This window comes from Aeromonas sp. 160P, assembly GCF_055193095.1.
This window is the reverse complement of sequence record NZ_JBUXKV010000001.1, coordinates 4,467,653-4,481,518: the sequence shown is the minus strand read 5'-3', so window position 1 is coordinate 4,481,518 and position 13,866 is coordinate 4,467,653. Positions and strand designations below refer to the sequence as shown.

Annotated in this window: 14 protein-coding genes; 13 read left to right on the top strand and 1 reads right to left on the bottom strand. The window is 57.1% G+C overall.

Translation table 11 applies throughout. From position 1 onward, the window contains the following. The first annotated feature begins 14 nt into the window (after positions 1–14). The 9 genes from ACY8FN_RS20775 to ACY8FN_RS20735 all read left to right on the top strand — a co-directional run bounded on the left by ACY8FN_RS20775 (position 15) and on the right by ACY8FN_RS20735 (position 8,807). Complete coding sequence (locus ACY8FN_RS20775; RefSeq protein WP_463101070.1) at positions 15–1,721, top strand: N-acetylmuramoyl-L-alanine amidase; 1,707 nt, start codon at positions 15–17, stop codon at positions 1,719–1,721. A gap of 73 nt (positions 1,722–1,794) precedes the next feature. Continuing rightward, positions 1,795–1,917, top strand: a complete 123-nt coding sequence (locus tag ACY8FN_RS20770; RefSeq protein ID WP_463101069.1) for a hypothetical protein — start codon at positions 1,795–1,797, stop codon at positions 1,915–1,917. A gap of 3 nt (positions 1,918–1,920) precedes the next feature. Continuing rightward, positions 1,921–3,780, top strand: coding sequence for a DNA mismatch repair endonuclease MutL (mutL, locus tag ACY8FN_RS20765; protein ID WP_463101068.1), 1,860 nt, complete (start codon positions 1,921–1,923; stop codon positions 3,778–3,780). Then, a complete protein-coding gene (gene miaA / locus ACY8FN_RS20760; protein ID WP_463101067.1) occupies positions 3,770–4,699 on the top strand; it encodes a tRNA (adenosine(37)-N6)-dimethylallyltransferase MiaA in 930 nt (309 codons plus the stop codon). Before mutL ends, miaA begins: the two co-directional genes overlap by 11 nt. Before the next feature lie 72 nt (positions 4,700–4,771). After that, positions 4,772–5,035, top strand: coding sequence for an RNA chaperone Hfq (gene hfq / locus ACY8FN_RS20755; protein WP_042018518.1), 264 nt, complete (start codon positions 4,772–4,774; stop codon positions 5,033–5,035). Between the two features lie 63 nt (positions 5,036–5,098). Then, positions 5,099–6,385: a ribosome rescue GTPase HflX gene (gene hflX / locus ACY8FN_RS20750; RefSeq protein ID WP_101318116.1), complete on the top strand. Its 1,287-nt coding sequence runs from the start codon at positions 5,099–5,101 to the stop codon at positions 6,383–6,385. A 92-nt stretch (positions 6,386–6,477) separates the two neighbouring features. Beyond that, positions 6,478–7,626 (top strand): FtsH protease activity modulator HflK, encoded by a 1,149-nt coding sequence (hflK, locus tag ACY8FN_RS20745; protein WP_042018513.1) that lies wholly within the window; start codon positions 6,478–6,480, stop codon positions 7,624–7,626. A gap of 3 nt (positions 7,627–7,629) precedes the next feature. After that, the gene (gene hflC, locus ACY8FN_RS20740; RefSeq protein ID WP_101323772.1) at positions 7,630–8,511 is read left to right on the top strand and encodes a protease modulator HflC; all 882 of its coding nucleotides are present in this window, start codon (positions 7,630–7,632) and stop codon (positions 8,509–8,511) included. 107 nt (positions 8,512–8,618) lie between these two features. Beyond that, positions 8,619–8,807, top strand: a complete 189-nt coding sequence (locus ACY8FN_RS20735) for a DUF2065 domain-containing protein (RefSeq protein WP_139690846.1) — start codon at positions 8,619–8,621, stop codon at positions 8,805–8,807. An 88-nt stretch (positions 8,808–8,895) separates the two neighbouring features. Here the strand turns inward: ACY8FN_RS20735 and ispB are convergent, their stop codons facing one another. Then, positions 8,896–9,867 carry an octaprenyl diphosphate synthase gene (gene ispB, locus ACY8FN_RS20730; RefSeq protein ID WP_101323774.1) on the bottom strand — a complete coding sequence of 324 codons (972 nt, stop codon included), beginning with the start codon at positions 9,865–9,867 and terminating at the stop codon, positions 8,896–8,898. Positions 9,868–10,109: 242 nt separating this feature from the next. Here ispB and rplU point away from each other — a divergent pair, with 242 nt between their 5' ends. The 4 genes from rplU (at position 10,110) to ACY8FN_RS20710 (ending at position 13,827) form a co-directional block, all read left to right on the top strand. Continuing rightward, the gene (gene rplU / locus ACY8FN_RS20725) at positions 10,110–10,421 is read left to right on the top strand and encodes a 50S ribosomal protein L21 (protein WP_005304210.1); all 312 of its coding nucleotides are present in this window, start codon (positions 10,110–10,112) and stop codon (positions 10,419–10,421) included. Between the two features lie 17 nt (positions 10,422–10,438). Further along, positions 10,439–10,696, top strand: a complete 258-nt coding sequence (rpmA, locus tag ACY8FN_RS20720; protein WP_042018503.1) for a 50S ribosomal protein L27 — start codon at positions 10,439–10,441, stop codon at positions 10,694–10,696. A gap of 190 nt (positions 10,697–10,886) precedes the next feature. Next, positions 10,887–12,089, top strand: a complete 1,203-nt coding sequence (gene cgtA / locus ACY8FN_RS20715; protein ID WP_101323775.1) for an Obg family GTPase CgtA — start codon at positions 10,887–10,889, stop codon at positions 12,087–12,089. Positions 12,090–12,456: 367 nt separating this feature from the next. Beyond that, entirely contained in the window at positions 12,457–13,827 is a 1,371-nt protein-coding gene (locus ACY8FN_RS20710; RefSeq protein WP_463101066.1) for a YjiH family protein, read from the top strand. Positions 13,828–13,866: the final 39 nt, after the last annotated feature.

Here is a 13,866-nt window from a genome sequence, read left to right as displayed (position 1 = left end):
TTGCTCTCTCTTTGATGGCGTTACCCTCTTGGGCGAATCAGCTCAAGAGCGTACGAATCTGGCCATCACCGGATAACACCCGGGTGGTGCTCGATATGAGCAGCGCCCCCAATTTCAACTATTTCACCCTGAACGGCCCGGATCGGCTGGTGATCGACCTGAAAGGGGCGAGCAACGCCGCCAATCTGGCCCGGGTCGAGAACAACAGCGAGCTGGTGCGCAAGATCCGCCAGAGCACCCCGCTGGAGAAAGGGGGCTTGCGTCTGGTGCTGGATCTCAGCTCCACCATCAAGCCGGTGGTATTTCCGCTGGCGCCAGCCGGGCCCTATGGCCACCGTCTGGTGATTGACCTGCCTTATGAAGAGAAGCGATCCGCCGCTGCCGCGCAACCGGTGCCGGTGAGTGGCAAGCACCGCGGTGTGGTGATTGCCATTGACCCGGGTCATGGCGGGGAAGACCCCGGCTCCATCGGGCCGCGCCGTACCTACGAGAAACGGGTCACCATGGCCGTCTCCCAGAAGCTGGCTGCGCTGATTGATCGCGAGCCGGGCATGCGGGCGGTGCTGACCCGCCGTGGCGATTACTTCGTCGATCTCAACAAGCGCTCCGAGATTGCCCGGAAAGCCAAGGCGGACCTGCTGGTGTCGGTGCATGCGGACAGCTTCCACAACTCGACCCCGCGTGGCGCCTCGGTCTGGGTCTTGTCGACCAACCGCGCTAACCGCGAGATGGGCAGCTGGCTGGAAAAGCAAGAGAAGCAGGGCGAACTGCTGGGCGGAGTGGGTAAGGTGTTGGCTGAATCCGATCCCAATCCCTATCTGGCGCAAACCTTCCTTGATCTGTCCATGGATAAGTCCCGTGCCGAGGGTTACGACGTGAGTCGCCAGATCCTGCGTTCCATGGGCAAAGTCGCCAAGTTGCACAAAAGAGAGCCGGAACACGCCAGTCTGGCGGTGCTCAAGGCGCCTGATATTCCCTCTGTGCTGGTGGAGACCGGATTTATCTCCAACCATGCGGAAGAGAAGCTGCTGGCTACCGCCAGTTATCAGGACCAGCTGGCTCGCGCCATCTTCGAGGGGATCCGCAACTACTATCGTGTCCACCCGACCAAGGGGGCCATGTTGACCGGCAAGGGACAGGCCAGCCAGCCAGCCGCCGTTAGTCGGCCAGTCGCCCCCAAGCAACCGGTGAGCCGGCCACAACAGGCGCAATCGCAGCCGGTGGTGACCAACAAGATGCCAGCGACGACCGTGCGCGACGGCGGGGCGCCAGTCAGCAGTGTCAGCAGTGGCTCTGGTGCTGGGGTGATCAAACCCTATTCGGCTGCAACCGCATCACCGACCGCCCCGGTCAGCTCTGTTGGCGCCAATGACAAAGCGGGCATGACCCGCCACGTGGTCACCCGAGGTGAAAGCCTCTCTCGGTTGGCTGAAAAGAACGGGGTGAGTCAGGCGCGCTTGGTGGAGATTAACAATCTCAAGAGCCGTGATGTCCAGATTGGTCAGGTGCTTTATATTCCCCGTGCCGGGCAACCGGCTCAGGCGACTCGCACCCAGAGCAATAATCAGTCGCAGATGATCCGTCATGTGGTCGCGCGGGGTGAGAGCCTCTCCCGCCTGGCCGAGAAACATGGGGTGAGTCAGGCGCGACTGGTGGAGATCAACAAGCTCAAGTCGCGGGATATTCAGGTAGGCCAAGTGCTCTATATCCCCCAGAACTAACGCGCGGGAGCTGGCGATGCGGCTCCCCGTGTTGGCGCACACCATCTGCAAGATTGAAATTCAGGAGTAAGTGATGCCGACCTGTATTTTGCCACCCATTCTGGCCAACCAGATTCCTGTTGGTGGAGAGGTGGTGGATCTGCCCTCCTGGATGGTTAAGAGGCTCATCATCCGCAAGATTGAAATTCAGGAGTAAGTGATGCCGATCCGTATATTACCCCCGATCCTGGCCAACCAGATTGCTGCCGGAGAGGTGGTGGAACGGCCCTCTTCGGTGGTGAAAGAGCTGGTGGAAAACAGCCTGGATGCCGGTGCCGACCGGGTCGAGATCGACATCGACAAGGGGGGCGCCAAGCTGATCCGTATCCGGGACAACGGCTGTGGTGTTGCCAAAGAGGAGCTGGTGCTGGCGCTGTCGCGTCACGCTACCTCCAAGGTTGCCACGCTGGATGATCTGGAAGGGATCAACAGCCTCGGTTTTCGTGGCGAGGCGCTCGCCTCCATCAGTTCGGTCTCCCGTCTCACCTTTACCTCCCGCACCGCAGAGCAGTCCGAAGCCTGGCAAGCCGAGGCGCAAGGGCGCGAGATGAGCGTCACCATCAAGCCGGCGGCCCATCCGGTGGGCACCACGGTGGAGGTGGTGGATCTCTTCTTCAATACTCCGGCTCGGCGCAAGTTCATGCGCAGCGAAAAGACCGAGTTTGCCCATATCGACGAGCTGGTGCGGCGCATTGCCCTCTCCCGCTTCGACGCTACCTTGATCCTGCGCCACAACGGCAAGGTGGTGCGCCAGTACAAGGGCGCCAATACGGTGCAGGAGCAGGAGCGCCGCCTCGCTGCCGTCTGCGGCACCCCCTTTATGCACCATGCGCTGGCGGTGGAGAGCGAGCACAGCGATGTGCGGCTGTGGGGCTGGCTGGCGACCCCGGAGGGGGCAAGACCGCAAAACGATCTGCAATACACCTATGTCAACGGCCGGATGATGCGCGACAAGCTCATCAACCACGCCATTCGTCAGGCCTATGACGAGCTGCTGCCTCCCGATCGCTTCGCCGCCTATGTGCTCTATATCGAGCTGGATCCCCGTCAGGTTGATGTCAACGTCCATCCGGCCAAGCACGAGGTGCGCTTCCATCAGGCGCGGCTGGTGCACGACTTTATCTTTCAGGCGCTGTTTACTGCACTGCGCCGCGAAGGGGCCAGTGCCGCTCATCAGGAAGCGCCGTTGGCCGAAACCCAGGTCGAACTGCCGGTCAGCCCACAGATTGAATATCCCGGTCAGGCGCCACGGCCTGAATGGTACGGCGCCGAGCACAGCTATCGGGCGCCTGCGCAAGTGCGGGAAGGGGGAGCTGCGCGCGCCAGCAACTACCAACCGCCCGAGCCGCCAAGTCGCGAGGCGATGCGTGGCATGGGGTCGCTGTTAACTACCCTGCCCATCGCAACGGCAACGGCGGCTGAGCCAGACACCACCACGGTGACTCCGTCAAAACAGGGGGGATGCCGCGCGCTGACGTTGGTTGATCAGGCCTACCTGTTGATCGAGCGGGATAGTCAGCTGGCGCTGCTCTCGCTGGTGCGCGCCGAGCGGGTGTTGCTGCGAAGCTGGTTGCTGGATGCCTGGGGCCAGGGACTGGCGGCCCAGCCACTGCTGCTGCCGGTCTCCTTCAAATTACCGAAGAATCTGATTGCGCTGGTGAGCGAGCAGGAACGTTTGCTGAAACGGATGGGGCTGGAGTTGAAAAGCGGGGGGCGCGACACCATGATCCTGACTCGGGTGCCGGCCCTGCTGCGCCAGACTGATCTGGTGCGGCTGTTACCCGAATTGTTGCAACTCATTGAGGGCGGATCTGACAGTGATGCTGGTCAGCAGGCTGAAGTATTATGCCAATGGCTGGTGGAGCAGGGGATAAGCCGCGAGAAGATATACGATTTTTCAACTGCCAGTCGTCTGCTGACGGAACTTGTGGCCGATTTCAGTGACCAACTGGCAGACATTCGCATGGTGCGCCCGCTGTCGCTGGCGACCGTGCTGGAGGAGTTTAAACATGGCGAGTGACTTGCCGACCGCAATTTTTCTGATGGGGCCGACGGCCTCCGGCAAGACGGATCTCGCCATTGAACTGAGCCAGGCGCTGCCTTGCGACATCATCAGCGTCGATTCGGCGCTGATCTATCGCGGCATGGATATAGGTACGGCCAAGCCGACCGCCGATGAACTGGCACGGGCCCCGCACCGGTTGATCGATATTCTTGACCCCGCCATGAGCTATTCGGCGGCCGATTTCTGTAAGGATGCCCTGCGGGAGATGAAAGAGATCGCCGACCGTGGTCGCATTCCGCTATTGGTGGGCGGCACCATGCTCTATTTCAAGGCGCTGCTGGAGGGATTGTCCCCGCTGCCCTCCGCCGATCCCGCCATTCGTGCCGGGATTGAGGAAGAGGCTGCCCGCCTCGGTTGGCAGGCGCTGCACGACGAGCTGGTGCGGATCGATCCGGTGGCCGGGGCGCGGATTCACCCCAATGACCCGCAGCGGCTCAGCCGGGCGCTGGAGGTCTACCGCATCAGCGGCAAGACCCTCACCGAGTTGACGCAAGTGCAGGGGGAGGGGTTGCCCTATCGGGTGCAGCAGTTTGCCATTGCTCCCAGTGATCGCGCTGTGCTGCACCAACGTATCGAAATGCGCTTCGACAAGATGCTGCAAGGTGGTTTCGAGCAGGAGGTGCGAGCGCTGATGATGCGCGGCGATCTGCACCCGGATCTCCCCTCCATTCGCTGCGTGGGTTATCGCCAAATGTGGGACTACCTGTGCGGCGAAGTGGAGTATGATGAAATGCGTTATCGTGGCATTGTTGCCACACGCCAATTGGCAAAACGACAGATGACCTGGTTGCGCGGCTGGCCCGAGGTGACCTGGTTGGAATCTGGAGAGTCCGGCAATCTCGACCGTGTGCTTGCGCACGCTGGTGCGGCTTGACACTCCCTGTATAATCAGGTTGTTATATTGATATCCGGTGTTTAAAAACAACAAACTATAAGGAAAAGAACAATGGCTAAGGGGCAATCTCTCCAAGACCCGTTTTTGAATGCGCTGCGCCGTGAGCGGATTCCTGTTTCTATCTATTTGGTGAACGGCATCAAACTGCAAGGTCAGATCGAGTCTTTCGACCAGTTTGTCATTTTGCTGAAAAACACCGTGAGCCAGATGGTTTACAAGCATGCTATTTCGACTGTGGTTCCCGCGCGTGCCGTTAACCACCACCAGCCAATGCCTGATGGTGCGGCTGATGCACAGGATGAAGCTGAGGCGTGATATCCCCGGGTGAGTCGACTCGCCGATTCGGATTGGTCATGATCCCTGTTAAGGAGCAAGCGCTTGTTTGACCGTTATGAAGCTGGCGAACAGGCCGTTCTGGTGCATGTGAACTTCAGTGATGAAGGTGAGCGCGAGGATCTGGAAGAGCTCAAGATGTTGGTGAGCTCTGCCGGCGTCAATGCGCTAGGGGTTGTTACCACCAGTCGCAGTGCCCCCAGTGCCAAGCTGTTTGTCGGTAGCGGCAAGGCTGAAGAGATCGCGTCCCAAGTCCAGATGCTGGGTGCCGACGTGGTGATCTTCAACCATGCCCTGAGCCCTGCCCAAGAGCGTAACCTGGAACGTCTGTTCCAGTGCCGGGTGGTCGACAGAACAGGTCTTATCCTCGATATCTTCGCCCAGCGCGCCCGAACCCACGAAGGTAAACTGCAGGTCGAACTGGCCCAGTTACGCCATCTTTCCACTCGTCTGGTACGAGGCTGGACCCACCTTGAGCGTCAGAAGGGCGGGATCGGTCTGCGTGGCCCGGGTGAAACCCAACTTGAAACTGACCGACGGCTGCTGCGGGAACGGATCAAGGCGATTTTGCGTCGGCTCGACAAGGTAGCCAAGCAGCGGGAACAGGGCCGTCGCGCCCGTAATCGTAATGAAGTGCCAACGGTGTCACTGGTTGGTTATACCAACGCCGGAAAGTCTACTTTGTTCAACCAACTTACAGCTGCCAGTGTGTATGCTGCCGATCAGTTGTTTGCAACTCTGGATCCCACCCTGCGTAAACTGGTGATCCGGGATGTGGGTGATGTGATTTTGGCAGATACAGTTGGATTTATTCGACACTTGCCCCATGATCTGGTCGCAGCCTTCAAGGCGACCCTGCAGGAGACCCGCGAAGCGGATCTGTTGCTGCATGTGGTGGACTGTGCCGATGAGCAGATGCAGGAAAATATCGATGCCGTGCAGCAGGTGCTCGCCGAAATCGAAGCGGATGACCGCCCGCAGCTGATGATCTGCAACAAGATCGACAAGCTGGCGGATCGCCCTGCGGGTCTGGAACGTAATGACGAGGGGCGCCCGGTGCGTGTCTGGTTATCGGCCCAGACCGGCGAAGGCTGTGAATACCTGTTTATGGCGCTGACTGAATTGCTGGCTGGCTCCATGGTGCATCACACCCTGCAGTTACCCCCCTCTGCTGCTAGATTGCGCAGTGCGCTCTATCAGCTGAAAGGGATTGAACGGGAAGGTTTTAGCGAGGAGGGGGATTTTGTACTGGAAGTCCGCTTGCAAGTGGCTGACTGGAACCGCCTTGTAAAACTGGAAGGTGAGAGTTTACAACGCTTTATCCGACATTGATTGGTCGATGAAGATGAATGCTTAATGGCTTCATCAACGATTGATGGTCAGATAGAGATGATATCCATCTGCATGTATTAATGGAGACGCTGATGGCTTGGAATGAGCCTGGAAATAACGGCAAAGACCGTGACCCTTGGGGGAATAACGGCAAGAATCAGGGACCCCCTGATCTGGATGCGATGCTGCGCAAGGTGACCAGCCGGTTTGGTGGTCTGTTTGGCGGTGGCAAGTCTGGTGGTGATGTGGGTCGGTTTGGCCTATCCATCGCGCTGGTTGTGGCGGTGGTGGTGTGGGTCGTCAGTGGCTTCTATACCATTCGCGAAGCTGAGCGAGGCGTGGTGCTGCGTTTTGGGGAGTATTCCCATAACGTCGATCCGGGCCTGCGCTGGAAGCCGACCTTTATCGATCGGGTAATCCCGGTGGATGTGGAGTCCGTGCGTTCCTTGCCAGCGTCAGGTTTCATGCTGACTCAGGATGAAAACGTGGTGCGGGTCGAAATGGACGTGCAATACCGTGTCGTCAATCCCGAGCAGTATCTGTTCAGTGTGACCAATGCCGACGAGAGTCTGAGTCAGGCAACCGATAGCGCCCTGCGTTATGTGGTGGGCCATACCCGCATGGATGATGTACTGACCACTGGTCGGGAAAAAGTGCGTCAGGAAACCTGGCAGGTTGTCGATAGCATCGTCGAACCTTACCAGATGGGCCTGCAAATCGTCGACGTCAACTTCTTGCCGGCTCGTCCGCCGGAAGAGGTGAAAGATGCCTTCGATGATGCCATCTCCGCTCAGGAAGATGAGCAGCGCTTTATCCGTGAAGCCGAAGCTTATGCTCGTGAAGTTGAGCCAAAAGCACGTGGCTCGGTCAAGCGTCTGGAACAGGAAGCCGAAGGTTACAAGTCCCAGATCGTGTTGAAGGCCCAGGGTGAAGTTGCTCGCTTCAACGAGTTGCTGCCCCAGTATCAAGCAGCGCCTGAATTGACTCGTGAGCGTATCTACCTGGAAACCATGGAAGAGCTCTATCAGCAGACTAACAAGGTGGTTGTGGACATGCCTGCTGGCAACAACAGCATGATTTATCTGCCGCTCGACAAACTGTCTGGTAAAGCGAACGCGGTACAACCGGCTCGTCCGGCAGGCACGCCAGCTGTTGAATCGACCCCACCTTCCAACGAAGGGGCCAACTCTACACCGACCCCGCTGCGTGGCGGTGACCGTTTCAGCTCAGGGAGAAACTAATAGATGAAAAAAATAGCTATTGGTGTCATCGCTGTAGCGGCCATGTTCTGCTTCTCTTCTGTTTTCATCATTGATGAAGGTCAGAAAGGGATAGTGGTGCAGTTTGGCAAGGTGAAGCGGGTTGAGTCCGGTGAGCCACGGCTCTATGAGCCTGGTCTGCACTTCAAGGTGCCGCTCATCGATCAGGTTCGCAAGATGGATGCCCGCATCCAGACGCTGGAAGGCCAGGCAGATCGCTTTGTTACCTCCGAGAAGAAAGACCTCATCATCGACTCCTACGTGAAGTGGAAGATCGAGGACTTCTCCAAGTACTACCTGGCAACCGGTGGTGGCAACAAGATCCAGGCTGAAGACCTGCTCAAGCGTAAAATCAACAACGGTCTGCGTTCCGAGATCGGTAACCGTACCATCAAAGACATCGTCTCTGGTGAGCGCAGTACCGTGATGGAAGATGCGCTGATGAAGATGGCGCGCTCTTCCGAGCTCGGTATCAAGGTAGTTGATGTGCGGATCAAGCAGATCAACCTGCCGGTGGAAGTCTCCAGCTCCATCTATCAGCGGATGCGTGCCGAGCGGACTGCTGTAGCCCGTGAGCATCGCTCCCAGGGTCGTGAGCAGGCTGAAATCCTGCGTGCAGACATCGACCGCAAGGTGACCGTGATGATCGCCGACGCCGAGAGTAATGCGCGGCAACTGCGTGGTGAAGGTGATGCTGAGGCAGCCAAGATCTATGCCGACAGCTACAAGAAAGACCCCGAGTTTTTCAGCTTCGTGCGTAGTATGGAGGCCTATCGCAAGAGCTTCGCCGGTGGCAACGACCTGATGGTTCTGAAGCCGGACAGCGAGTTCTTCCGCTACCTCAAATCTCCTAACGGCACCAAGTAATTATCGCCGCGAGGTTATCTCAAAAGGGTCTGACACATCAGACCCTTTTGTTTTGAGTGCTAAAGCCACCTGTCGATGCGGGTGGCTTTTTTATTTAAGGGGACAAAATGCTGACATCTATGCTGGCAGGATTGGGGCTGTTATTGCTGTTTGAAGGGCTGGGTCCGCTGCTGGTCCCAAAAGCATGGCAACAGATGCTGCGTCTGCTGAGCGAGCTACCTCCGGAGCAGTTGCGCCGCATCGGAGGGTCCCTGGTGGTGGCTGGGCTGGTGATCCTCTGGATGTTGAACCACTGAGCCTTGATAGCTGGCGCTGGCCGTCGAATGACAGGCAAGTAAAAAAGAGGCGTGCGCCTCTTTTTTATTTGCCAAGGGAGTTGCAGGCTCAGGCGCTGCGTTGTACCGCCATGTGAGCCAGGGTTTCCAGCGCCTGCTTGTGGCGGGAGTCCGGCAGGATGGCGAGGGCGGCAATGGCCTTGTCAGCCTCCTCCCGGGCACGCATGCGTGAGTACTCCAGCGCACCGGTACGGTCGAGAATCCCGAGGATCTGGTCGAGATGCTCCATACCATTGCGGTGCTCGATGGCATCGCGCACCAGCTGGCGCTCTTCCGCACTGCCTACAGCCATGGCCCGCAGTAGCGGCAGGGTAGGCTTGCCTTCGGCCAGATCGTCACCGACGTTCTTGCCCATCTCCTCGCTCTGGGAGCAGTAATCCATCACGTCATCGATGATCTGGAACGCGGTGCCCAGATACTTGCCGTAATCGGTCATCGCCTGCTCGATGGGCTCGGGCTGATGGGTCAGTACGGCGGCGAGGCGAGTGGCGGCCTCGAACAGCTTGGCGGTCTTGCAGTAGATGACCGTCATGTAACTCTGCTCGGTGGTATCCGGGTCGTTACAGTTCATCAACTGCAACACTTCCCCTTCCGCAATGGTGTTGGTGGCATCCGACAGGATCTCCATCACCCGCAGGTTGGAGAGTTCGGCCATCATCTGGAAGGAGCGGCTATAGAGATAATCACCGACCAAGACGCTGGCGGCATTGCCAAACATGGCATTCGCCGTTTCACGGCCGCGACGCAGATCGGATTCATCGACCACGTCATCATGCAGCAAAGTGGAGGTGTGGATAAATTCGATGATGGCGGCCAGTTTCAGGTGATCCTCACCCTCATAGCCGAGCGCGCGGGCGGCCATCACTGTCAGCATGGGGCGCATTCGCTTGCCGCCGGCACTGACGATGTAGAAACCCAGCTGATTGATCAGACTAACATCGGACTGGAGTCGGGCCAGGATCAGTTCATTGACCGCCGTCATGTCGGCGGCACAGAGCGCACGGATAGTCTGTTGGTCCATAAGTCTCGTAACGTGACAGCAGCAATAACTGCGATTTTAGTAATGGCGGGGATTCTACACGATTTCACAATGGGTTACAGTTAGGTGTTTATCCACGGCGGCAGATATGCGCACAAAATAAACTTTTTGCTAAATTGGCCTTGCCTGAGCAAATCGATTTGCGTAGAATGCCCGCCCATTGTTATAGGTTTTTGCGCATGTCTAGCCTTGAGCAAAAGACATGCCTTTACGGAGTTAATCAAATGTACGCGGTATTCCAAAGCGGCGGAAAACAACACCGTGTGGCCGAAGGTCAAATCGTTCGTCTGGAAAAGCTGAACGTTGAGACTGGCGCTACCATCGACTTCAACGAAGTTCTGATGGTTGCTGCAGGCGACACTTTTAAAGTAGGTGCTCCTTTTGTTGAAGGTGGCAAGGTTGTAGCTGAAGTTGTGGCTCACGGCCGTGGCGAGAAAGTGACTATCGTCAAGTTCCGTCGTCGTAAGCACCATCGCAAGCAAGCGGGCCACCGTCAGTGGTTCACTGAAGTCAAAATCACTGGCATCAGCGCTTAATTAGAGGAGTCCGATAGATGGCACACAAAAAAGCTGGCGGTTCATCCCGCAACGGTCGCGATTCTGAAGCTAAACGCCTTGGCGTGAAGCGTTTCGGCGGCGAAACAGTTCTGGCTGGCAGCATCATCGTTCGTCAGCGTGGCACCAAGTTCCATGCTGGTACTAACGTTGGTCTGGGAACAGATCACACCTTGTTCGCGAAAGCGACTGGTAAAATCCTGTTCGAAGTTAAAGGTCCGCTGAATCGTAAATACGTAAGCATCATTGCTGAGTAATTACGGACCGCAAGGATCCGAAGCCCCGCCAACAGGCGGGGCTTTTGTTTTTCTGAATTGTTGACGAAAAAACGGAACGCAGATGACCCGTGCCTCGACAGAGGTGTGGATTGCCAAGATGCGTATCGCCCGCAGGGGTCTGTACCACTATAATCGCGTATCGGTTTTTCGAATTAAGGTGACGGTGCCTATGAAGTTTGTTGATGAAGTCCAGATTCGAGTCGATGCCGGCGATGGTGGTAACGGTTGCGTAAGCTTTCGCCGGGAATTGTATATTCCGAACGGTGGACCCGATGGTGGTGATGGTGGTGACGGTGGTGATGTTTATCTGCTGGCAGATGAGAACCTCAATACCCTGATCGACTACCGTTTCGAGCGCTTCCATGCTGCCGAGCGTGGGGAAAATGGTCGTAGTGCCAACTGTACTGGTCATCGTGGTAAGGATCGGGTGCTGCGCGTGCCGGTCGGTACCCGTGCCAGTGACGAAGATACCGGTGAGCGACTGGGTGACTTGACCAGTCATGGCCAGAAGCTGATGGTTGCCAAAGGTGGTTTCCACGGTTTGGGTAACACCCGTTTCAAGAGTTCCGTTAACCGTGCTCCCCGTCAGAAGAGTAATGGTACTCCGGGCGAAGTACGTACCCTCAAGCTGGAGCTGCTGCTGCTGGCCGACGTTGGCATGCTGGGTCTGCCCAACGCAGGCAAGTCTACCTTTATTCGCGCGGTCTCTGCTGCTCGTCCCAAAGTAGCCGATTATCCCTTCACCACCCTGGTACCGAATCTGGGTGTGGTGCGTGGTGAGAACTCCCGCTCTTTCGTGATCGCCGATATTCCGGGCCTGATCGAAGGTGCTGCTGACGGTGCAGGTCTCGGTATTCGTTTCCTGAAACACCTTGAGCGTTGCCGTGTATTGCTCCATCTGGTTGATATTTGCCCGGTCGATGGTTCTGATCCTGCGCAAAATGCCGTCACCATTGTGGGCGAGCTGGAGAAGTACAGCCCCGAGCTGGCAGGCAAACCGCGCTGGTTGGTGTTCAACAAGATGGATCTGATCCTGGAAGAAGAAGCCCAGGAAGTGATGGATCGCGTCAAGGCGGCCCTGAATCATGAAGGTCCGGTCTACGCCATCACCGCCATCAGCAAGGAAGGTACCAAGAAGGTCTGCTACGACATTCTGGACTTGCTGGACACCATGCCTCGTCAACTGGCGCAAGATGCGCAAGATGCTATCGAGAAGGTTGAGTTCAAGTGGGACGATTACCACAAGAATCAGCTGGCTCAAGCTGAAGCTGAAGCGCTCGCCGCTTCTGTGGCCTTTGACGAAGGGCTGGATGACGACGATTGGGATGACGACGAAGATGATGGTGTTGAAGTCATCTACGTGCGTGACTGATCCCCGTTACTGTCACTGAAAACCGGAGCCTTCGCAGGCTCCGGTTTTTTTATACCTGTCGAGCAACCACTCATTCGATGAGTCTGTTACATCAGCTATTGCCGAGCCTTTGGTACGGGTTATATCGCCCATAAAATTCAACAAAAATGAAACAATAATCTGGCGATGTCGATTGAATCGATATGCGTTGCCGTATCTGGTTTTTTTGATGAAAGGTTTACCTGTGGAAATATTTATGCGTAATTCACGCGACTAAGGGCTTGTTTGGGCATTTTTTTAGAGTATTCTTGCGCCCGCTATTGCTGGTCAATGGGTGAATATGCAGGTTGGCCACGCCAGGTAAATGTAACATTAGGGCTGTCATATCATGTTGGAAAAGAGTCTCGAAGCACCCGCGGTCAATACCCGCCGTAACTTGTTGATGTTTTTGGTTCCTTCACTTATCGGGATCCTACTGTTCATGACGCCGGTCGTCTATGACGGTAATGTCACCATCCCGGTTGCCGTGTTGGCCAAGCTGGTGCAGCGGGTGTTTGCCGATTATCTGGTGGCCATGGTCAGTGCGGTGATCACCACCACCATGCTGATGACGGTGATTGCCTGGTTGTTCAAACCGGCGATCCTGGTGCGCCGCCCTTTCCTCAACAGCCTGTTCAATGTCTCCCCTTTCTGGGCCTGTGTGCGGGTGTTGGGCGGTATCTTTGTGCTGCTGACCTTCTTCCAGGTGGGGCCCGAGTTGCTCTATTCCGGCGCAACCGGTGGTCTGGTGCTGCACGATCTGCTGCCGGTGCTGTTTTCGGTCTTCCTGTTCGCGGGTTTGTTACTGCCCCTGCTGCTCGATTTCGGGCTGCTGGAATTTGTCGGCACCATGATGACCCGTATCATGCGCCCGGTATTCCGCTTGCCGGGTCGCTCTGCAGTGGACTGCTTTGCCTCCTGGCTCGGTGATGGCAGCGTTGGCATCCTGCTTACCAGCAAGCAGTATGAAGGGAAGTTTTATACCCAGCGTGAAGCCGCTGTGATTGGTACCACCTTCTCTGCTGTTTCCATCACCTTCTGTCTGGTGGTGATCTCCCAGGTGAAGCTGGAGCACATGTTCGTCCCCTTCTATCTGACCGTCTGCCTGGCCGGTGTGGTTGCCGCCATCGTGGTGCCGCGTTTGCCACCACTGTGCTGGAAGAAAGATATCTATGCCGATGGCACGCCCTTGTGCCGCAAGCAAGAGGCCGTGCCACACCAGCACAGCGTGATGAGCTATGGCTTCGAGCGGGCCTTGACCAAGGCTGATAATGTGAGTGACCTGGGCGCGGTAGCACGGGAAGGGGTGAAGAATGCGCTGGATATGATATTTGGCGTATTACCGGTGGTGATGGCGATCGGCACCTGTGCTCTGATACTGGCCGAACACACCCCTGTCTTCAACTGGCTGGGCGCCCCGTTCGTCCCTTTGCTGGAGCTGCTGCAACTGCCGGAGGCGGAAGCGGCCTCCAAGACCATCATGGTCGGTTTTGCCGACATGTTCATTCCGGCGGTGCTGGCCTCGACCATCGAGAGTGAAATGACCCGCTTCGTGATTGCCGCCATGTCGGTGACCCAGCTGATCTATATGTCGGAAGTGGGCGCCCTGCTGCTGGGCAGCAAGATCCCGGTCAAGCTGTGGGAGCTGTTCGTCATCTTCCTGCTGCGCACCCTGGTCACTTTGCCGGTTATCGCTGCTGTGGCGCACCTGCTGTTCTGATCATGCCGTAGTGCTGAAAAAGGCCATCCCGCTTGCGGG